The sequence below is a fragment of the Blastococcus sp. TBT05-19 genome, assembly GCF_003319095.1.
Taxonomy (GTDB): Bacteria; Actinomycetota; Actinomycetes; order Mycobacteriales; family Geodermatophilaceae; genus Blastococcus.
The window spans coordinates 139,240-159,748 of record NZ_QOHI01000001.1; the positions used below are offsets into that span (position 1 = coordinate 139,240).

Sequence of the window (20,509 nt, forward strand, 5' to 3'; positions counted from 1 at the left end):
GGTACCTCTCCAGCGTTGACAGCGGAACCACAAATCTTAGTTGGCAGGGGTGAAGCCGGGTGGCTGTCCGACGCCCACGACCTGCTCTCCTGCGCGAGGTCCGTCGTCCGCACCATCAGGCGTTTCCGTGAGTTGGCTGCCCGACTCGCGGGCGCCGTGAGCGCCGCCGTATCCACGACCCCCACGCCGTGCTGCAGAAATGAGCAGGGCATCCACCAAGAACGTGATGCCGGCGCTCGCGACGATGCCCACCCCCAACGCAACCACGAACGCACGAAGCTTGGAATTGTCGACGGCTGCAACGGACGGGGGCGACAATGTCTGCGTTAGCAACTTCTGCGAGGGTGGGAATGGTCCCTGCTGCCTGTCCAGCTCGGACCCCAACTCGGCTATGACCGCGTTCGCGGTGTTCACGGCCTCATTCAAGTCCTTGGATTCCACGGCGATGCGAAGGATGGGCTGCCGCTCCGAAGCGATGATCGAGTAGGCCGCCAGCTCGCTCGGCTCGCTGACGCGCTCCTGAAACTCTGGCGCGTTCGCGATGATCGTTAGGGCTTGTGTTGTGATCAGCGTCGAGCTGTTGAAGCCGAGCAGGGGATTGACCGACGACGTCTCAGTTCCTGTCGCGGCGTCCACCCGTGCGCTGGGAGGCAAGACGATCACGGCGGCTGTCACGGTATATCCCGGAGAAACGCCCGCGCGGACGACGAAGGAGCCAGCGAGGGTCAGCAACAGCAGCGGGACTGCGACGTACCACCGGCGCACGAACGGCCGGAGCGTGTCGGGCAGGTTCATCCTCGTCCTCTGGTCGGCGCCGAACGACTGCCCGGAGCGGAAGCGGGATCATGCTACGACGCCGTCGCGCCACCAGGTAAGCGCTCCGTCGATTAGTGAGCCCAGACAGCCCGAAGGTATGAAGAGGTGGGCCTAGGACTTATCAAATCGAAGTAGGCCTTCGACGGGTTCAGGAGAGTCGGTTCCACCGACCAGGCTCCGTTGAGGACGCGGGCCCCCGGGCGGGGAGCCGGAATCTGCGTCGCGGTCACGGACGACCAGGTCGAGGGGTACACGGTCCCGGCGAAGATGCTGTCTCGCGCGGCCATGCCGAGCGGGGCACCCGACCCGTTGATCGCTTGGTTGAGTTGGGGTGCCCCAGCACCCACCGGGAGCGGATACCGGGTGGCTGCTGAGGTCTTCGGTCCCACCAAGAGGCAGTGCTCCAAGACCGTAGGGGCAGCGTCTAGCGGCAGGTGCGGTGCGTAAGCGTCCGGAAGCCCCCCCACCTGCAGCGCGCAGTTGTTTGAACCCCATATTGCAGAGTCGACGAAGGCGAAGCCGTAGTAGATTCCGGCTCCGTACAGCTGGCATGTGTCCAGATGGGCCGTGCTGCCTCGCGGCCGCCATCGCGGCCCCGTGTAGCAGCCCACGATCCGGCAGTTCCGGAGCCAGCCATTGCCATCGGCTGGGCCGCCACTCTCCTTGGTATAGCCGCTCCCTAGTCCGGTCGCGTCGGCCGTGCTCACGTGGGGGGCGTCCACGACCACTTCATAGAGGTCGCAGGCCTCTGTGACACTCCCTGGCCCTCTGGCCAGGCCGTAGATTATCCAGCCCCTCAGCGTGGACCAACAAACCGCTGACCCGGTACATGCGGACAACGTCAGCTCGTCAGCTAGCAATTGGGCGAAGCAGACACGCTGTACAGCCTCGATCTTCGCGGACCCCTCGATGCGCACGGAGCCGTATCCGTCACGCGGCACTACGAGTACGCGCTGTTCCCAGCTCGCTGACCCGACGTCCTTCAGGACCGGGCGTCCGCGGCCTCCGCCTCCGAGGCCGATCAGCTGTCCCGGCGCTAGGCGGATGCGGACGCCGTTCGCTGCATCGGCTGGTGTGATGGACTTCAAAGCCTGAGTGAGAGCCGCCCATGAGCATTCGACGTCGATCTGCCGACCGACTGCGTCGTTGAGCCACGGTGTGTCCTGCGGCCAGTGGGTGCCGTTCGGACCGAACGACGGTGTCGCGTTCGGGCGTGGGCGACCGAAAGATGCCTGCGCCGGCCAGTCCGCCTGATCCGACGCTGGCGTCGGGAGCATCGGCGAAATGCTCGTGTCGCTGCCTGCAAGCGCGACGGAGAGTGCGGCGGTTGCCCCGCCCAAGAGGAAGCCACGCCTCGTCGGCATGTGTGTACTTGGCAGCAGGCCGCGTGACGCTTCGTCTGTCGGTGGCCTGCGCTCCCACATGAGTCCCCCTGGCTGGCGCGCCCTGATCAGGGCTATTCGCTGGGTCGGCGCCGCGCGCTGGCGACGACATGCTGGCCGAGTTCGTTGGCGCGCGGGCGCAAGTTCGCAACGGCATCCGCCACCAACCCGCGCGCCCGAGCGGTGTCGTCGAGCACGGAGGCGAGGCTGCGACGCAGATTACATCCGGTGACGGCGTCGATCTCGTGCACGAGACTCGACATGCCGAGGCGGCTGAAGAGTTCCTGGGTCTTGAATTCGTAAGCGACGGCCACGACCGGGGTGCCCGCGTTCAAGGCGAGGATGGCTGCGTGCATGCGGGTGGCCAGTACGACGTCGAACTCGGCGAACCGCCGCTGCAGCCTTTCAGGAGGGATGTGCTCACGGATCACCGTGACACGCTCTCGCACATCGCTGCCGAGCCCCGCCGCGATGTGGGCTGCGATCGCCGAATCGTCCGTCCAGTATCCAGGAACCCCCTGGCAGGTCGAGATGAACGTGACCTCAGCGTTGTGTTCCTTGACCAACCATGTAACGGCGTCCCGGACGGCCTCCTCGTACTTCTGCTGCCCAGCTCGGCTACCAAGCCGTTGATACTTCGTCCACGACCGCACCGAAACGGCGACGCGAGGCGGCTTCGCGGACACCGTCGGCCGGAGGACGGGTTCACCTGACGCGAAGACCACGTCGGGAAGAACGTGCACGTGATCGCAGCGGGCGTCGATGGCGCGAAGGTTCTGCAGCGACTTTTCGTCACGCAGCAAGACTGCTGAGGCTTCAGCGGTGATGGCCCGCATGGCGGCGGCATGAGCATCGACCGCGAACGGGCCGAGGCTCTGTGTCCCGAGGACGAGAGGTTTCCCCATCAAGAGGGCCGTTCGCATGAGCGCCAACTTCGGTCCAAGGGGGTAGTGCTCCACCAAGGACGTCCCGCCCGTGTACAACACCACGTCGGCCTCGGCGATCAGCTGGAGAATCTCCTCCGACGGAAGTGGGAAGACCGGCTCCGACGTTGGCTGGGCCTGCGACACGGTCAGGCGGCGCAGCTTCCGCAAGGCGCGCACCACTAACGGCGGGGTGTTCCGCTCGGCGGAGGGGGATGGCGCGGCCGAGCCCACGACCCTGTCGGCCTGAGGCACTGCGGTACGCGTCAGCGCTGGGTGGGAGTCCACCACATCGACGTAGACCGCCTCAGGTGCGGCAGCTTCCCGGATGGAGTCGACTTCGGCCCTCAGGATGGCCGCATCCCCCCCATTACCCGACACCGCACCGATTATCAGGATCCGCATGGGCCAGACTTTCTGTCGTCGACATCGAGACCGAACACTCGCAGCATGCCGGTTACGGTGTGGTCAAGGGTGTACTGCTGCATCGTCCGCTGTCTGGCCGCCGCCCCCATCTCATGCGCGCGTTCCTGGTTCAGCAAGGCGGCGAGAAGTGCCTCTGCGAGCAGTCCGGGCTCATCCCTGGGCACGACCCAGCCGACGCCGGTAAGCGTCTCCGGAATCCCGGCTACGTCCGTCGACACCACCGGGCGCGCCCGCGCCATGGCCTCCCTGATTACAACAGGCAGCGCATCGCTGCGGCCCTCGTCGTCGACAGTGCAGGCCAGGCAGAAGACCGCGCAGTGATCTAGTTTCTCTAGCACAGCGTCGTTCGTCATCGCGCCCAAGAACTCGATGTGGCCTGAGTCGATGAGCGCGCTTGCCTTCCGCTCGAGGCCCTCGCGCAACTCCCCGTCGCCGATTATCTGCAGCCGGCAGTTAGGCAGGACTTCGACGACGTGCGCCATGGCTTCAATGAGAAGGTGGAACCCCTTCTTGGGCACTAAACGCCCGACAGACAAGATCGTCCGCTCGGTCAGTGCGGGGGAGGGGGGCTCGGGGACGTCCACCCCGCAGGGAATGACCGAGATCGGCACATTGGACGATAGAAGGCTCCGAATGACCTTGACGTTGAATTCGCATACCGTCACCAGGTGGTCGAAATGGTTCAGGACGCGACCGACATCGTAGGCAGGGGTGTAGATGTCGTCCGCGTGCAGCGTGATGGATGCGCGGGTGTCGAGCAGTGCTGCGGCGTACGCCGTCGGGGCGGCTGCCGCCCACCCGAAGTGGCTGTGGACGGCGACCACGCTGCGATCCTCGGCCATAGTCCTCAGGGGCGGCAGCAGCCTCAGGAAAAGCTTCAAGCCGAGCCCCCGAACGATGATCGAGCGTCGGAGCACCCGAGCGAGCCTCACGGGATGGTGTCCCACCCACCAGAGAAGGTTGCAGAGCAGTGGGAGGACGCCTGGCTGCTCCAGTTCTTGCGCCTGTGAATTCGAGGCGTCTAGTCGGACGCTGCCGGTTTTAAATGTGAGCACGCGCACGTTCACCCCCCGCGCGCGCAGCCCTTCTATCTCGTTCCGCACGAAGGTCTGGGACAGGACGGGATACTCGGCCAGCAGGTAGACGACAGTGGGTCCACAGTGGCCAGCACTTGCAATCATGTGGCGCTCCGTCCCCGCACTCGGCGGATGAAGGGTCGCTCAAGCAGCAGGAGCGCCACCGCATAGGTCGATGCGCCGGCGACCACTTGGGCAAGAAGTGTCATGGGCGCTGCCATGAAGGCCGAGGCGTGGCCCGCAATCCATGCGACCCCAGCAGCAGCGATTGAGGCAGCGGCGCCACCAGCAAGACTGCGCAAAAATGTGACAAGCGGGACCGCGGCACATCTGAGCGCCGGCAGGACCACGATCCAAACGGTAAGCCAGCTCTTGATGGCTATAGCGGCAGCTACCGCGACCACCCCGAAAGGCACCGCGACCCCCACCGCCAGCACAGTGAGAAGGCTGGAGATCACCCCGAGCTTGAACTGTAGTGCGGTTCGGCCGGTCGCCTGGAACAGGGGTCCGGCGCTCTGGCCAAGCAGTTGGCAAGGAACAGAGAGAGCCAGTAGCGAGAGGATCGGAGCGACGGGCAGCCATCGAGCCCCGAAGAGCGTCTCCACGAGAGGACCTGCAGCAACGCAAACCCCCAGACCTAACGGTGCGCCTACGATCCACGAAGCCTTTGTGCTGACCAACCACGCCTCGCCAAGTCGGCGTGCGTCGGACTGCAGGCGGGCGAGAGCGGGAAACATGACCGTGGAGATGGTGGTGCTCACCTGGGACAAGGGGAGAAGCATTGCATTATAGGCGCGACTGTAAAAGCCCAGCGCAGTAGTCCCGATAAACTTCCCTACCAATAAATTGTCCGCATTGCGGGACCAGTAGTTGACCGCGTTGAAGCCGATGAGTCCTCGGCTGTATCGCCAGATCTCCCTCGTCATACCGAGGGTGGGCCAGCCCGTCGGGCGCATTGGACTGAGCATCCAATAGGCGACCGTTGTGGTAGCAGTACCGACCAACGTTCCGGAAACTAGCGCCCAGGGTCCGAGGCCAGCTGCGGCCAGGGATATGGCGGACGCGGCGTTTGCTACGCCTCCCAGAACCTCGGCCACGCCGACCCTGGCGAAATTCATCTTTCGGCGCAGCACGGCCCCGTGCACGACGCCGAGCGACAACGCCATGGACAAGCCAGCGACGGGTAGGAGTTGGGCCAGATCAGGCGCCTCGAGGACGATGGCTGCAAGAGGGGAAATTGCCCAAATGGCCAGGGCCCCCACGCAGCCCAGCAATGCGTTCAGCCAGAACGCAGACGTGAGGTATTCGCGGTCAGGTTCAGGTCGCTGAATCACGGCCGCAGCGATACCGAACTCGGCGAACAAGGTAGCAAAGCCTGTAATGGTCGCCGCGAGAGCGACGAGCCCGAAGTCGGAGGGCGCGAGCAGCCTTGCGAGCGCGATCGACGTGCCCAGCTGGAGGATCTGAAGAGCTATGCGCCACAACGCGGTCCAGGCCAGTCCTCTTCGGATGGCCCTCCCCGTCGTCGCATGCCGGTGGGCGGTTGCTTGCCCAGCCGGCAAGGCGCTCACGTCCGTATCCGGATCAGTCATGGCTGAGCGCCAGATCCAGAAGTGCGTCGCAACGCTGGGCCCAGCTGTTCTCGTCGATGAAGCGCTGCCGTTCGTCCTCATCGAGCGGTCCGCGCGCCAGCGCGTGGGCGGAGTTTTGACCGAACTGTTCGACGGAACTCAGGACGATCGAGGGGTGGATGTGGCGAATAGGCGGAAGGTCGGTAGCGACGACGGGTCGGCCGGCGGCTAGGTACTCGTAAACCTTGAGCGGCGACATGGCTTCCGTGAGTGCGGAGACGACGTGAGGGACGAGGCAGACGTCGGCCGCCATGACGGTCGCTGCCAAGCGGGTCTGGTCCATCGACGGGAGCATGTGGACGTTCGACAAGGTTGTAGCCAGTCGACGGCCCGTGTCGTCGCCTTCGGGTCCGACGAGCAAGATGCTGCCGAAGTGGGGAGCAGCGTTGGCGAGTGCTGTCGCGGACAAACGCTCATCGACGGTCCCGGTGTACACGCCGATCGGACGCAAAAAGGCCTCGAGGGGGTCCTGGGCCGGTGGGGGACCGCCCCAGACTTGGGGGTCCACGCCGTTGGGGACTACTCGGGATGGCCCCCGGGGGGAGATGCGATCGATGATCTGCTGGCTTACGGCCGCAACGCGGAGTCCGCGATCGCTGATGGAATCGTAGGCTGCCTGGTATACCTCCGCGAACGCCGAGTGGCCGTGGTGCGCCGACCAGTCATCACGCCCCACGTAGGTAACTGAGCGAAATCCGCCGTGGTCGCCGAAGGCGGCATGCAATGGGTTGTAGGTCAGGAGCGCTGGCGCTTGCATGCCGGCACGAAGTGCCTCGCGGGTGAGTCGGCGACCGTAAGCGCGGTAGGAGACGCGAAGGGAGTCGAGTCGAGGCGGGTCGGATCTGCGCAATCTCATCGGTCGGACGAGCCGCGCGGTGTCGTTGGTGGGGAAGGGCGCGCTTCTCCGTCCGAGGGTCCTCCGTCCCGCGGCTCGCGGAAGACTTCTCCAGGGATTGGCCACGAGCACTCGACGAAGTCGGCCCGAGCTGAGTGCATGTCGAATGAGGCGGTCCGGAGGGCGCACATGCTCGCGCCGGACAATGTCGTCCCAGGTCTCGAAGCTCAAGGCGATCACCAGGTCCGACGCAGCAGGGGCGGGTCCCTGGTCAGTAGCCGGATGGTTCTTCACCACGAGGTGCCTTCCTTAGGAGGGATGATGCTCAACCCGTGACCGTTGGTCGATGCGTGCTGCCATGTCAAGTGGGCGTGGAGTTCTCATCTTGGCTCCAGGTGAGGCGGCGTCTGGATGCGCCACGTCGAAACTTCTTGCACATCCAGCCACGTCAACGCCGGCACCTCGCGGTGGATCGCTAGATTGCGCCCATGTAACTCACGCGCGATTTGGCTTTGGTGGTCATCGACGTGCTCGTCAAATGAGGACCGGCGAGGCACCAGAATCGGCCGCCGACCGGCATTGAGCGCTCCTAGAGCACTACCAATCCCGGCGTGCGCGACGACCGCATCAGCCTCTGCCATCGCCGCGTGGAGTTCGTGCTGAGGCATCGATGGGCGGCCGGTGATAGGAAGCCCAGCGATATCGGTGACACCTGTTTGCCAGAGCACGTCGACATCGGGCGGGATGATCGTCACTAATCGCTCAAGTAGGCGACGAAAGCCGTACTTCTCGATGGTGCCTAGTGTGACGACGACGGAACGGATCGGTTGCGGGGTCAGCGCCTCTTCCATGTGTGCCACGAAGTCATCGAAGACTGAGACGCTCAACCCCCACGGCGCCCGTGCCCAGGATCGGTACTGCGCCGAGAGCTGGATGCCGGGGACCTTCTCGAGGAGCTTCCCGGTCTGGGAAGGGCCGTCGCTTCGGGCGGCGCTTTCGATGTAATGGGCCTTCTTGCCCATGGCTCTTGCCACGGGCAAGAAGGAAAGCGCTATCCCTGACCCAGTGCTGATCACAGTGTCAACGCGGTACTTGCGGAGGATGCTGAGCGCCCGGGAGGCGTTCGCCACCACCGTTCGGTAATCCCGGGGAGCGGTGTATGGGACGTACTCGACGATCTCTTCGGCCAGCATCGAGCGGCTCTGCGGTGAGTCGAAGGTGGCCCATACGACAGGGGTGCCCGGTTCAACCAGCCGGGGCCTCAGTTGGTAGAGCTGCGCGAGGTGTCCACCGGTCGCGGCGACGAGCAATGTGGTCACGGAAAAGCTCCTGGCCTGCTGAGGGGGTGGCCCCACCCTAGGTGATGGGCAAGGTGGCTCCGCCGCGGCGGCGGAACCTTCACAGCACCAGGTGGCACACCCTGTGCCCATCGGTTCTGCGAGCCCGGTCCACGCTCGCCCGTGGAGCGCCATGGTCGAATGTGGCCGTGTCCACGGCCCGCACTCCTACGGCGTCGGTATTGATTCCGGCGCACCAAGAAGAATCCGTGATCGGCCGATGTCTCGACGGGCTGCTCACCGGTGCGAGACCTGGTGAGTTCGAAGTCGTCGTCGTAGCGAACGGCTGCACGGACGGGACCGGCCGTGTGGTGAAGGGCTATGGCGCGGAGGTGCGGCTGATCGAGCTCGAAGCAGGGTCGAAGACAGCTGCACTCAACGCCGGCGACGAGGTGCTGCGCACCTTTCCGCGCGTATACCTCGACGCCGACGTTGTGGTCACGGCGGAGTCGTTGCGAGCAGTCGCCGCCTGCCTCGATTCCGAACACCCGTTGATCGCGACGCCCGTCCGGGATCTTCAGTTGGAGCACTCGACGGTTCCTGTCGCGTGGTTCCTGCGGACGTGGGAGGCGCTGCAGCGGGCGCGCCAGGAAACAATCGGCACCGGGGTGTACGCGCTGAACGAGGCAGGGCGCGGCCGTTTCGACACCTTTCCCGACGTTGTAGGCGATGATCGATTCGTCCACGGTCTCTTTCAGGCGAGGGAGAGGCGCGCGGTGACGCCTTCAGTGAAGGTCTGGCCGCCTGCCACCCTGCGCGAGTTGATCGGAGTCCGTACCCGAGTCGTCGTCGGCAACATGACTGCGGGAGCACGGGTGAGACAGGCGTCGGAGCGGCCCTCCCCCTACGAGCAGGTTGGTTCGCTGCTTCGCGATCCGCTCGCCGTGAGCGGTCTGCCGCTGTACCTGGCTGTGACGCTTCTGGTTCGGTGGCGCGCTCGTCAGCGGGTTCGGAGGGGGGACCTGTCGTGGTCTCGCGCGCAGAGGAGGGCAGCATGACGCTGGATGTCTCGGTCTTGATCGTGACGTACAACAGCGATCGGTACATCGCTGACTGCTTGACCTCTCTCGCGACCGCCCTCAAGGGAGTCGATGCCGAGATCCTCGTGTATGACAACGCGTCGAATGATGACACGCTGCGGACGGTCGCCGATTTCCCGGGTGTGAGAGTCATCGCCGGAGATGCGAATATTGGATTCGCGGCGGCATGCAACAGGTTGGCTGCCCAGAGCCATGGCCGGTACCTCTGGTTCCTCAACCCTGACACGCGTGTGCGCGCGGAAGCGGTCAGGGAACTGCTCAAGGCTGCTGATCACTTCCCGAGCGCGAAGTTGTACGGCGCCAGAACCGTTGCCCCGGACGGCCGGACGGTGATGGGTAGCGCCCAGGGGGAGATGACCTTGTGGTCGTTGACCTGTTTCGCCACGGGGGTGTCGACAGTCTTCCCCGGCCGACGGTGGGCCGACCCAGAGAGCATTCCAGGCTGGGATCGAGCGACCACCCGTCACGTCCCGATGCTCAGCGGGGGTGCGCTTATGGTCAGCCGCGCCGCCTGGGACCGGCTCGGCGGCTTCGACGAGCGCTACTTCATGTACGCAGAGGATGCCGATCTCTGCGCTCGGGCACGGAGGCTGAGATACGCCCCGTTGTTCGTGGCACCGGCAATCGTGGAGCACGAGGTGGGGGGGTCGTCTTCGGCAGGCGGAAAAGTCGTGCTTCTCCACAGGGGGAAAGTCACGTACGCGCGTGCCCTGTGGTCGCCCCTGCGGGCAGCCTTGGGTGTCCGCCTGCTGCTCGTTGGAGTGGCTCTGCGTGCCTATGCCTCACGCCTTGGGGTGTTTCCCGACCGTCCGGGCCGTTCCGCCGGTCACGCTTGGGCGGAAGCGTGGAATCGTCGTCGCGAGTGGCGGCACGGGTGGGAGGGCGAGAAGGCGCTCCGGCGTGCCCCGTGACTTAGCATCACGCCTCCGCTTCGGGGTGCAGAGCAGCGGGAGGGTCGTGACCGTGAGAGGCGTTGCGTCAAGGTTCCATGCCATCCGCCCCGGAGTGGCGCGGCTGCGCTCGGATGGCCGCTGATGACGGCCCAATATGGCCCGCACGACACGCCCCCTCGGCGAGGAGATGCGCGTGCCTTCGAGTCGGTGCTGGTCGCGTGCGTTCGTGAGCACGACTGGGGGCAGCCACCGCCGGACGCGGTGCGTCTTTTGCTGGGGTTGGACCAGCGCCGCTTGGTTGCATTAGCGGAACGACACCGAGTCGTCTCAGCTGTCTTGCTCAGTGCCGGAGATGCGCTGCTTCCGCCGATCCGTCAACGTCTTCGACTCCTGAGTCGGGCAGACCACCTGAGGACCTTGCAGGTCGAGAACGAATGCCGGCACCTCGCTTCAGCGCTCGAGAGCACCGCATGGCTCGTCGTGAAAGGTCCGGCACTGGCGCGTGGTTATTACCGCCGCGCAGAGCTGCGGAGCTACGGGGACCTGGATGTTCTCGTCCGGCCGCAGGACTTTTCCGAGGCGGTGGCACGGCTGGAGGGTGCCGGCTACACACTCCTGGACCGGAACTGGCTCCTCCTGAGACGCCGGATGTCCGGCGAGCTCCATGTCATGTCGCCGCGAGGAGTTTTGGTGGATCTGCACTGGGATCTCACCAATGATGCCGCCACGCGGAAGAGTTACGCGATGTCGGCGCAGGCGTTCTTCGAACGCGCCGAACGGTTGACCATCGCTGGGATCGAGGCTCTCGTCCTCGATCCGCTCGACACGGTGGTGCACACCGCCGTGCATGCGGCGCGCTCCGGCGGAGATCGCCTGGTCTGGCTCAAAGATCTCGAGCAGTTGATCCTCTCGGGACGCTTCACCTGGCCGGATCTGGCCAAGCGAAGCGCTGAGCTCCACGCTCAGCTCGCGGTGTCCGTGATGTTGCACCGCATGCGCGCGGTGCTGGGAACGGAGAACATCACGGATGCTGACCTTCACCTCCTAGGTGGGTCCCGGCCCTGGCTAGCGGTCGGACGGTTGGTCGACCGCCTCTCTCCGATCCTCCGAGCAGGGGCCGATGGCTCCCTGGCTCGGATCTTCGCCCGCTCCACTCGATCCGACAGCGGGGCTGCCGCTGTGGAGCTGGGGCGACGGATCGTCGCGCGTGCACGTCGCGGAACCTGGCCACAGGAGGACCACACCTGGGATCCCGCGCATCCGGACTCCCCGCTCTACGAATCGGGAGGCCGGGAAGGAAGAGTTGCCTTCCTGGCGGCGGTCAGCGCGATTCAAGGTGAACGGAGGTGAGGCCGCCGGCGTGGCTCGCCCTATACCTCTGGGGAGAAAAGCGGATCGAGCGACTCGTCCGAGTTCTGCCTGGTGCTTGGAGTGGCCTGTGGTTGGGCGTGCTCACGACGCCGCAGCTGTCCCGGCTCGACGAGGCGTACTACCGGGGCGAAGACATGTACCGCAGTGCGGCCTACAACCGGCGCGGACTCTTCGACTGGGAAGCCCGCATCGTCGAGAGCCACGTCCGTCCCCGGAGTCGCATCGCTGTTCTGGGGGCCGGGGGTGGCCGGGAAGTGCTGGCCCTGCTCGCTCTCGGCCATGATGCCTGGGGGTTCGAGCCATACCACGCGCTGGCTGCGGTGGGCTCCGATCTGACCGCGGCAGACGGGTACGGGCGGCGTGTGGCCGTGATGGCGCGGGATGGATGGGCATGCGAGAGGGACTCGTTCGACGCCGTGGTCTTCGGGTGGGGCGCGTACATGCTTCTGCCGTCGAGGCAGGACCGGGTCGAGCGGCTACGCGAGGCGGCTGCGGCAACGGGCCGTCCGGGCGTGATCGTGACGTCCTTCTTCACGATGCCCCTCGACCGACGGCAGCTCCACGTCACATTCCGGGTGGCCCGGCGCCTTCGCCAACTGCTTGGTCGGCCCGCGCCGCTCCTCGGAGACGCCCTCGTCCCGAACTTCGCGCATCACTTCACACGTTCTCAGATCGTTGAAGAGCTCGTAGAGGCGGAGCTCGAATTGGTCGAGTGGGGCACCGCCCCTGGTGGATACGGTTGGGCGGTCGCCCGTAGGGCGGGCGCGGCAGAGGGAGCAGCTGGTGAATGAAACAAAGGGCGAGTCCATCCGGCTGCGTCCGGGCGCGGTGACGTGGCACGAGGCTGACGGTGAGGTCATCGCGCTCGACCTCCGGTCTTCTGAGTATCTCGGGGTGAATCCGGCCGGTGCGGCGCTCTGGCAGCGGCTTGCCGAAGGCGCGACAGAGGATGACCTCGTGGAGGTTCTCACCGAGACCTACGGCATCGACCCGGGGCGCGCCAGAACCGACGTGCGGGCGTTCCTGCAGGAGGCTCGAACACGGGGGCTGCTCGAGGAATGACGGTGTACGCGTATCCGTCCCGGTTGCACAGCCCGGATGAACTGCGGGCCTACCGGCGGGAGCAGCTCGTAAGCCGCTACAACCCCGCGTGCGCGCGGGCGGCCATGTGGGCGTGGACCAACGTCCGCCGGGCCTCTCGCGCGCTGGCTCGGGACGGGATCCAGGCGACAATCCCGCCGCCGCCGGCTCTCCCCGCGGGAGCTCGTCGGGGAGTCGAGGCGGTGCTTCGCAGGGCCTCGCCCACATGCTTGGAACGGTCCCTCGTCCTGCAGACTTGGCTTGCGGCCCACGGGGTGCCTTGCGAGATCATCATCGGCGTCGCGAAGGAAGGCGCCGAGGTCAAAGCACACGCATGGCTGGACATCGAGGCCGGCGATCACGTCGCCCGCAAGTACACCGAACTGCACCGCCTGGCGCCTCGGTGAGCACGGCCGTGCGGCCCTGGCGTCCGTGGCAGCTGTCCGGGTTGGAGCTAGCCTCTGGCTACGCTCTTGGACTTGACGTCACTCAACGCATCCCACGAGCGCGCCTCACCGGGACGACAGCCAGGCAGGCCTTCGAGGAGGTTCTCCTCGAGGCGCTAGCCCAGCCGCCGTGCGTGGTCAGCTTCTCGGGTGGACGCGACTCTTCGGCAGTCCTAGCGGTTGCGGCATCCGTCGCTCGGCGAGAAGGCCTTCCCGCGCCCATCGCAGTGAGCCTGAGATTCGCCGGAGTGGCGACGGCCGAAGAGTCGCGTTGGCAAGAAATGGTCATCGCGCAGGCGGGCATCTCGGATTGGGAGCGTGTCGAGGTGACCACAGAGCTGGACCTTTTGGGTCCGTTGGCGCGCGACCTTGTTCGCCGGCACGGAGTTCTCTGGCCGGCGAACACCATGTTCCACGCGCCGATCGCGGCACTGGCCCGCGGGGGCACCTTGGTCACCGGGTTCGGTGGCGACGAGTTCATGTCCTCTGGGTGGACGTGGGACCGGCTCAACAGGGTGCTGAGCCGTCAGGCGCGACCGCGGCGGGCAGACCTGGTAGAGCTCGCAGGGGCCCTCGGGCCGCGACGCCTCAGAAGGAAGGTGTTGGCGCGGCGCCCGGAACCCAGCGCTCCGAGTCCTTGGCTTCAGCCGCACGCTGAGCAGGCGCTCCAGCGCTCGTGGGAAGACATGCGTGTTGGGGAGCCAGTGCGTTACGACGAGGCGGTCCAGTACTGGGGAGCGTCGCGGTACATCACGAAGACGCTGGAAAGCCTGGAACTGCTTGCGGGTGGGTTCGGGGCGTCGATTAAGCACCCGTTCGCCGACGTCCGGTTCTTCACAGCAGCAGCACGAGAACGAGGTCGAAACTGCCCACGTAGCCGGGCCGAGGCCATGGTGGCGCTCTTCGCTGACGTCCTTCCCGAGCCAACTTTGGTGCGGGTCAGCAAGGCCTCGTTCAATGCGCCCTTTCTGGGACCCGAGACTCGCGAGTTCGCTGCGCAGTGGGACGGGTCCGGTGTGGACCCGTCGCTCGTGAACGTACGGGCGCTGATGAAGATGTGGCGATCCCCGGACCCGGACGCGCGAAGCTACCCGGTGTTCCAAGCAGCCTGGGCGGCAACAGTCGGACCTCAGTAGGTTCCGGCTGCTAGCTCGCTCAGCAAGTCGCGGGTCGAGGCCTCCATCCGAGGCCACTCCCGTGGGCGGCTCCAGACGATGACCGGCACGCCGGCCAGGGCGAAGAAATCGGCTGGCGCGACGGGCGGCAGGGGAACTGCCCGATTGGCGGCGAGCAGCGGGACGCGCATGCGCAGCGGTAGAGCGGTGATGGCTGGTTCGCCCCATGTCGGCAGGATCCAGCCTCTGAGGGGGGCTGGTCCAGCCGGCGGAACAGGGACGCGCCAGCGGGCCCGCCGGCCGACTACGCCCAAGGGCACCCCCAGGCCGAAATGCTGCGCCGCGCCTTCACGGAGGTCGACGATTCCTGGACCGGGGACAACCATCCCTTCCTGCACTACTGCGACGTCGTCTGTGATGATCGGGAGTCCTAGGACGTGCAACTGCGCCATGAGTGAGCTCTTGCCTGCGTTGCGCTCTCCGAGCACCCCCCAAGCTCCTCCGGCGTACTCGAACGCACCCGCGTGTAGGGCCTGCCAGCCCAACCAGCGGGCGGCGACGGCCGCCACTCGGGCCATGTGGGGATGGACAAGATGGTCGTGGGGCAAGGGGGTAGGGCTGGTGAAGCGAGCCGTAAGCGTCGCGCGGTCTACGTGCACATCGCCGAGCGCCTGAGGCAACGGGTAGCTGGTCTGCTCGTCGGTCAGCGTGTCTTGCAGCACGACCGATGCCCCGCGCTGCTGAGTCATCCGTAGAACAGGGGACGAGTCGGCCACCTGTCGAAGTAGTCCTGGCACCTCAACCAGATCGGGTGTGGCAAATCCATAGCACCCCGTCGGCACGTCTCGGCCCTCCGTGTGGGGAGCAAACCCTAGGGGAAGTTGCCCGGTGTGTTTCGGTCGTCAGCAATCTAACGTCACCTCACCTACTAGTAACGGGGAGTGCCCGATGGAGAACTACGAAGCGCCGTCGATCACCACGATCGGTTCTCTGCACGACATGACGCTGCAGATTCCCAAGGCTGGTGGCGCCAACGACGGGGTGAGCTACACCATCCCCGGCGTCGGGACCATCACGCTCGGCGACGACCCGAACGAGAACGGCTACCCGATCAGCTGACTGCACGCTCCGCCGTTGCCGTCGCCTTTTGGCAGGCAACGGCGGAGTGTTCGGCGGGGCAGTGCCCGGATCAAGCGAGCCCCAGCTCGAAGGCCTTCTGTACGGCCTGAGCATGACTGCGGACGCCCAGCTTCGTGAAAATCTTCGAGCGGTGCGTCTCGATGGTCTTCACGGAAAGCCCGAGATCGCGCGCGATGGCCTTCGCCGGTGCCCCAGTCATCATGGCCCGCAGCACCTCCATCTCCTTTGCCGTCAGCTGAGGTTGCTGCTGGCTCCGGGTCGCCCTCCATTGCTCCAGAACGAGCATCGCAACTGCCGGGTGCAGCGTCGCACCACCGGATGCCGCGTCGCGCACGGCGTCCCACAGCTGCTGCGGGCCAGATGCCTCCAACGACAGGAAGCCCGTTGCTCCTCGGAGGAGTAGCTCGGGCAGCAAGGAAACGGATTCCTGACTGCTCACGACCACGACTCGTGCGCTCGCGAGCAGCAGTTGTGGAAGGACGGCCACCAAAGGCGTCCCGCCGATTTCCAAGGCTGACAGCACCACGTGCGGCTGACGGCTGCACATGCTCAGCAGCTTCTCCGCGCTGTCGACGTCCGAGATGGTCGCCGCACCCTCGGCGGACGCCTGCAGCGATGCCCGGAGGGCCGAGCGGACCAGCGGCGATCCACCCGCGACGACCACGGCGAGGCTGTTCTGTGGGCGCGGTGGTCCCTGCCCGGAGGGCGGAGCCGTCATCGACCCCCCTCGGGCTGCGCTCCCCGGCTGACGAGAGCTCCGCTGCCGCGGATCTCGTGAGCGACTCGCACCGCCTCCGGACCGGAGGTTGCGCCCAGTTTCTCCATCGCCCGTCGACGTGCGGTCTCCACCGAGCGCACGGACACACCCAGCCTCTGCGCGGTCTGCGTTGCGGAGAGGCCGGCGGCCGTGGACTCGAGGACTGCGTACTCGTGCGGCGACAGCAGTCGCCGGACCTTCTCTGCCTCGCCGTGTGCCATTTCTCGTGTGCCGGTCGCTGCGTGGACGGCGTTGCAGAGAACGTCCACTTCGCCAAGGTCGTAACTCTCTGCGCTGAAGCGGGGCTGGGTTCCGCCGCCATCCGGCTCGGAGGTAACCCACAGATCCACCTCGAGACGGCGGCCGATCGCTGCCCGCCAGTCGGCGAAGCTGCCCATGACTGCGAGCCGGCTGTCGGCCGAAAGCGCCTTCTGCAACTGGTCTCTGACGATGACCCGTCGGTCCACGACTCCGACCCGGAGCACGGTCGAAACCGCTGATGGGGACTCGGGCCGCATGACGGCAGGCTAGGCGAAAGCCCTATAGTCCCGACCTATGCCGCCCTCCCGAAGTCGGCAATCCGCGGCGAAATTCCCCCTCCTGAGTGCCTTTGCAACTGTCTTCACCGTGGATCGTCGAGGGACGTCAGCCGCAGCACTTCTGACCGTCCTCGGTGCGTTCTCCTCTCTCGGGCTGGTACTGGCCAGCCACCTCGCCCTGACGACGGTGCTCGTCGAGCGAGCTCCGGTAACCGCCCTCGCACTTCCGCTCGCGCTGCTCGCCGTGACCACCGCGGTGTCGGCGGCCGTTCCCGTCCTGCTTTCGCTGCAACAGCGAGTGCTCGGAGAACGCGTCATGCAGGACATCTGGCGGCGCTTGCTGGATGCCTGTGCCTCGGCCGATCTGGTCACGTACGAGTCTCATGCGTTTCTCAACCGGCTGGAGCGGGTTCGCTCCAATGCCCTCAGCCGCCCGGCCGCCGTGGTGTCCGGCCTGCTGGGGCTGGGGGGCAGCGCCATCGGCGTTATCGCCATGGGTGGCGCCTTGGTGGCCATCGCACCGCTGATGCTCCCGGTGCTGCTGCTCGGGGGGATTCCGACAATTCTCCTCGCTCGCCGCACCAGCGCGCTCGAGTTCGGATTCGCCCGCCGTGTGACGGTCCTTGCTCAACGCCGGGGGTATCTGAAACTGCTGCTGAGCCACCGCGCCACTGCCGCCGAGCTGCGTGCTTTCGATGCGACGAGGGAACTCCTGCGGCGGCATGCGCAGGAGGACGATAGATACCTCGGGATGCTGACAGGGCACGTCGTTACACGTCGGCGGTACGCCCTCGCTGGCCTCCTCGCCTCGGCGCTCACTCTGGGAGGCGCACTGGCGGTGGTCGTCTGGCTCACGGCCGCGGGCCGCTTGAGCCTTCCCGACGCGGGCGCTGCTGCCATCGCCGCCCGGATCCTGGGGGGCCAGCTGAGCACGGTGTTCCGCTCGTTCGGCTCGCTCATGGAGGCATCGCCGTTCCTGGTGGATCTCGCGGAGTTCCACCAGGACTACCCGCCGGGCCGCAGCATCGGGCAGCGGCACGACCTGTCGGCTGCACTCCTCGTCGAGGACGTGTCCTTCTCGTACCCGGGGCAGGAGCGGCCGGCGCTGGAGGGAGTGAGCGTCGTCGTGCCCAAGGGGCAGGTCGTGGCGCTCGTCGGCGAGAACGGCTCTGGCAAGACCACGCTCGCCAAAATCATGGCGGGCCTCTACGAGCCGGATTCTGGTCATCTCCTGTGGGACGGGACAGAGCTGAAGGGCGATGACCGGAGAGCGAGCAGCAGCGTCCTCTTCCAGGACTTCCTGAGGTACCAGATGAGCGTCGTGGACAACGTCGCCATCTCCGACACTTCCGTGCCGCTCGACAGGGCCAGGGTCGAGGGCACGGTCGCCCGCATAGGTATCACTGACGCGGTGGAGCGGCTCCCGCACGGCTTCGACACGGTGCTGGGGATCGAGCTGGAGGAAGGCGCCGACCTCTCCGGCGGGCAGTGGCAGCGCCTGGCGCTCGCCCGTGCGCTCTACCGCGACCGCTCGTTGGTCGTGCTCGACGAGCCGAGTGCGGCGCTGGACCCGCGAGCAGAGCACGAATTGTTCGCCGATGTCCGTGGTGTGCTCGACGGGCGCGCGGCGGTGCTCATCTCGCACCGGTACTCGAGCGTGAGGCTGGCGGACCTCATCTACGTGATGCACGCCGGCCGGGTGGTCGAGCGAGGGACGCACCAGGAACTCATGGCTGCCGGCGGTCGCTACGCGGAGCTGTACGTCCTTCAGGCGGAGGCCTACATGACGCCGGAATCGTCACCGTAGAGGCGTCGCCAAGACGCACAGTGTGAAGGCGTGCGGAGTCCGCATGTCTCTCGTCACAGCAGTTGTTGCGGGGGTTCCGTATGCCCTGGTCATGCCTGTACGTTGCGCGTCATTGAACGCTGAAGTTCCGGAGCTGCACACGCTCGGAGCTGCAGGTTCGTGTCACGGGGGCGGCACGGGGGTGCGCTATTTCGATCAGTGAGGTCCGCGAGGGCTCGGTCCGCGGCGACGGGCGGGCGGTCGGCCGCGGGTGGTCCACCTACGCCTCGCGCTTCCGCGGGGAAGGCACGCTGGCGCGGCGGGCCTGGCGGGGGCAGTACGTGCGCCGCATCGCGCTGGGTGACGCGCTCGCCGCGGCCCTGGCCGGGGCCTTCGGCTACCTGGCCCGGTTCGGCTCCGAGCGGAGCGCGAGCGAGAGCATCTACCTGTGGGCGGTCCTGCTCCTCCCGCTGGTCTGGGTGGCCTCGATGCTCGTGGCCCGCAGCTACGAGGAGCGGTTCCTCTGGGTCGGGCCGGACGAGTTCCGGCGCGTCTTCTTCGCCGCCGTGATGCTCCTGGCCGGCGTGGGCACGCTGTCCTGGGCGCTGCAGCTGGAGGTGGCGCGGGGCTTCGTCGTCATCACCCTGCCGCTGGCCACGGTGCTCACCCTCGCCCTGCGGTACGGGAACCGGCAGCGGCTGCACCGCGAGCGTGGTCAGGGTCGCTATCAGCAGACGACGCTGCTGGTCGGCCACCGCAACGCGGTTGCCGCCCTGGACGAGCAGATGGACCGGGAGAAGTACCACGGCTACCGCGTCGTCGGTGTCTGCCTCCCGACCGACCAGCAGAACCCGGGCGCCGACGCGTTCAACGGCCTGCCCGTGCTCGGTGGTCTGACCGAAGTCGCCGACGTCGTGGCCCGCTACGAGGTGGACACCGTCGCCGTCCTGCCCTGCCCCGAGCTCGACGGTCCCGCGCTGCGGCGGCTGGGCTGGGAGCTGGAGAAGACGCGGGCCGAGCTCCTCCTGGCGCCGGCGGTGACCGAGATCGTCGGGCCGCGGGTGCGCATCCGGCCGGTGTGCGGGCTGCCGCTGCTGCACATGGAGCGGCCGGAGCTCAAGGGCGTCCGCCGGCTCACCAAGGTCGCGTTCGACCGGACGGCCGCAGGGCTCGGCGTCCTCTTCCTGCTCCCGGTCCTCCTCGGCCTGGCCCTGGCGATCAAGCTGACGAGCTCCGGCCCGGTCTTCTTCCGGCAGGAGCGGGTGGGCCGCGGCGGCCGCACCTTCTCGATGCTCAAGTTCCGCAGCATGGTCGTCGGCGCCGACCGGATGGTCGACGCGCTGGCGGCGCAGAGCGACGGCAACGAGGTGCTGTTCAAGCACAAGAGCGACCCGCGGGTCACGCGGATCGGCCGGGTCATCCGCCGCTACTCGCTCGACGAGCTGCCGCAGCTGTTCAACGTGCTGCGCGGCGACATGTCCCTCGTCGGCCCGCGTCCCCCGCTGCCCAGCGAGGTGGAGCGGTACGGCTTCGACATGCACCGGCGGTTCCTGGTGAAGCCGGGCCTCACCGGCCTTTGGCAGGTCAGCGGTCGCTCGGACCTGTCCTGGGACGACTCGGTGCGCATCGACGTGCGCTACGTCGAGAACTGGTCGCTGACGTTCGACTTCATGATCCTGTGGAAGACCGTCGGTGCGGTCCTCCGCGGATCTGGCGCCTACTGAAGCTGGCGAACCCGCGGGCGGAAGGTCACGCCTGCGACGAGGACGGTCGCCAGCAGCGCGGCGTGCTCGGTCACCCAGACGTGGAGGGCCAGCCAGGTCGACGCCAGGAGGAAGGACACGCCCGCAGCTTGGTCGCGTCCGCGGTGTCGCGGGTCAGGCTCGCCGGGTCCCGCGCTCATCTGTGACGGGTGA

At 66.7% G+C, this 20,509-nt stretch carries 19 protein-coding genes; 10 read left to right on the forward strand and 9 right to left on the reverse strand.

All coding sequences use genetic code 11. The features are described 5' to 3' along the window. Positions 1–36 precede the first annotated feature (36 nt). The 6 genes from DQ244_RS00670 to DQ244_RS00695 form a co-directional block, all read right to left on the reverse strand. Positions 37–795: a hypothetical protein gene (locus tag DQ244_RS00670; protein ID WP_113809570.1), complete on the reverse strand. Its 759-nt coding sequence runs from the start codon at positions 793–795 to the stop codon at positions 37–39. Between the two features lie 1,477 nt (positions 796–2,272). Then, positions 2,273–3,526, reverse strand: coding sequence for a polysaccharide pyruvyl transferase family protein (locus DQ244_RS00675; RefSeq protein ID WP_113809571.1), 1,254 nt, complete (start codon positions 3,524–3,526; stop codon positions 2,273–2,275). Then, the gene (locus DQ244_RS00680) at positions 3,514–4,728 is read right to left on the reverse strand and encodes a glycosyltransferase family 4 protein (RefSeq protein ID WP_113809572.1); all 1,215 of its coding nucleotides are present in this window, start codon (positions 4,726–4,728) and stop codon (positions 3,514–3,516) included. The genes DQ244_RS00675 and DQ244_RS00680 overlap by 13 nt, the downstream gene beginning before the upstream one ends. Further along, complete coding sequence (locus DQ244_RS00685) at positions 4,725–6,194, reverse strand: lipopolysaccharide biosynthesis protein (RefSeq protein ID WP_158544428.1); 1,470 nt, start codon at positions 6,192–6,194, stop codon at positions 4,725–4,727. The genes DQ244_RS00680 and DQ244_RS00685 overlap by 4 nt, the downstream gene beginning before the upstream one ends. 13 nt (positions 6,195–6,207) lie before the next feature. Further along, positions 6,208–7,011 carry a glycosyltransferase gene (locus DQ244_RS00690; protein ID WP_158544429.1) on the reverse strand — a complete coding sequence of 268 codons (804 nt, stop codon included), beginning with the start codon at positions 7,009–7,011 and terminating at the stop codon, positions 6,208–6,210. 458 nt (positions 7,012–7,469) lie between these two features. After that, on the reverse strand, positions 7,470–8,408 hold the full coding sequence (locus tag DQ244_RS00695; RefSeq protein WP_158544430.1) for a glycosyltransferase: 939 nt from the start codon (positions 8,406–8,408) through the stop codon (positions 7,470–7,472). A 167-nt stretch (positions 8,409–8,575) separates the two neighbouring features. On the opposite strand from DQ244_RS00695, the gene DQ244_RS00700 reads away from it, so the two are divergent. The 8 genes from DQ244_RS00700 (at position 8,576) to DQ244_RS19245 (ending at position 15,490) form a co-directional block, all read left to right on the forward strand. Continuing rightward, entirely contained in the window at positions 8,576–9,424 is an 849-nt protein-coding gene (locus DQ244_RS00700; protein WP_158544431.1) for a glycosyltransferase family 2 protein, read from the forward strand. Then, positions 9,421–10,377 carry a glycosyltransferase family 2 protein gene (locus DQ244_RS00705; protein ID WP_147251434.1) on the forward strand — a complete coding sequence of 319 codons (957 nt, stop codon included), beginning with the start codon at positions 9,421–9,423 and terminating at the stop codon, positions 10,375–10,377. The genes DQ244_RS00700 and DQ244_RS00705 overlap by 4 nt, the downstream gene beginning before the upstream one ends. Before the next feature lie 123 nt (positions 10,378–10,500). Further along, positions 10,501–11,709: a nucleotidyltransferase family protein gene (locus DQ244_RS00710; protein ID WP_113809577.1), complete on the forward strand. Its 1,209-nt coding sequence runs from the start codon at positions 10,501–10,503 to the stop codon at positions 11,707–11,709. Positions 11,710–11,807: 98 nt separating this feature from the next. Then, on the forward strand, positions 11,808–12,521 hold the full coding sequence (locus DQ244_RS00715; protein ID WP_113809578.1) for a hypothetical protein: 714 nt from the start codon (positions 11,808–11,810) through the stop codon (positions 12,519–12,521). Next, complete coding sequence (locus DQ244_RS00720) at positions 12,514–12,792, forward strand: PqqD family protein (RefSeq protein ID WP_233491084.1); 279 nt, start codon at positions 12,514–12,516, stop codon at positions 12,790–12,792. Before DQ244_RS00715 ends, DQ244_RS00720 begins: the two co-directional genes overlap by 8 nt. A gap of 104 nt (positions 12,793–12,896) precedes the next feature. Beyond that, positions 12,897–13,217 (forward strand): lasso peptide biosynthesis B2 protein, encoded by a 321-nt coding sequence (locus tag DQ244_RS00725; RefSeq protein WP_233491204.1) that lies wholly within the window; start codon positions 12,897–12,899, stop codon positions 13,215–13,217. After that, positions 13,145–14,392: an asparagine synthase-related protein gene (locus tag DQ244_RS00730; protein ID WP_113809580.1), complete on the forward strand. Its 1,248-nt coding sequence runs from the start codon at positions 13,145–13,147 to the stop codon at positions 14,390–14,392. Before DQ244_RS00725 ends, DQ244_RS00730 begins: the two co-directional genes overlap by 73 nt. A 927-nt stretch (positions 14,393–15,319) precedes the next feature. After that, positions 15,320–15,490, forward strand: coding sequence for a hypothetical protein (locus DQ244_RS19245; protein WP_158544435.1), 171 nt, complete (start codon positions 15,320–15,322; stop codon positions 15,488–15,490). A 70-nt stretch (positions 15,491–15,560) separates the two neighbouring features. Here the strand turns inward: DQ244_RS19245 and DQ244_RS00740 are convergent, their stop codons facing one another. Together DQ244_RS00740 and DQ244_RS00745 are read right to left on the reverse strand one after the other, a co-directional pair. Further along, positions 15,561–16,175, reverse strand: coding sequence for a response regulator transcription factor (locus DQ244_RS00740; protein WP_158544436.1), 615 nt, complete (start codon positions 16,173–16,175; stop codon positions 15,561–15,563). Positions 16,176–16,225: 50 nt separating this feature from the next. Continuing rightward, on the reverse strand, positions 16,226–16,786 hold the full coding sequence (locus tag DQ244_RS00745) for a response regulator transcription factor (RefSeq protein WP_113809583.1): 561 nt from the start codon (positions 16,784–16,786) through the stop codon (positions 16,226–16,228). A 109-nt stretch (positions 16,787–16,895) separates the two neighbouring features. Here DQ244_RS00745 and DQ244_RS00750 point away from each other — a divergent pair, with 109 nt between their 5' ends. Both DQ244_RS00750 and DQ244_RS00755 read left to right on the forward strand, forming a co-directional pair. Beyond that, positions 16,896–18,614, forward strand: a complete 1,719-nt coding sequence (locus tag DQ244_RS00750; RefSeq protein ID WP_233491085.1) for an ABC transporter ATP-binding protein — start codon at positions 16,896–16,898, stop codon at positions 18,612–18,614. A gap of 320 nt (positions 18,615–18,934) precedes the next feature. Next, on the forward strand, positions 18,935–20,317 hold the full coding sequence (locus DQ244_RS00755) for a sugar transferase (protein ID WP_233491086.1): 1,383 nt from the start codon (positions 18,935–18,937) through the stop codon (positions 20,315–20,317). Here DQ244_RS00755 and DQ244_RS20025 read toward each other — a convergent pair. After that, positions 20,311–20,436: a hypothetical protein gene (locus DQ244_RS20025; protein ID WP_255411575.1), complete on the reverse strand. Its 126-nt coding sequence runs from the start codon at positions 20,434–20,436 to the stop codon at positions 20,311–20,313. The two genes, DQ244_RS00755 and DQ244_RS20025, sit on opposite strands and share 7 nt — an antisense overlap. Positions 20,437–20,509: the final 73 nt, after the last annotated feature.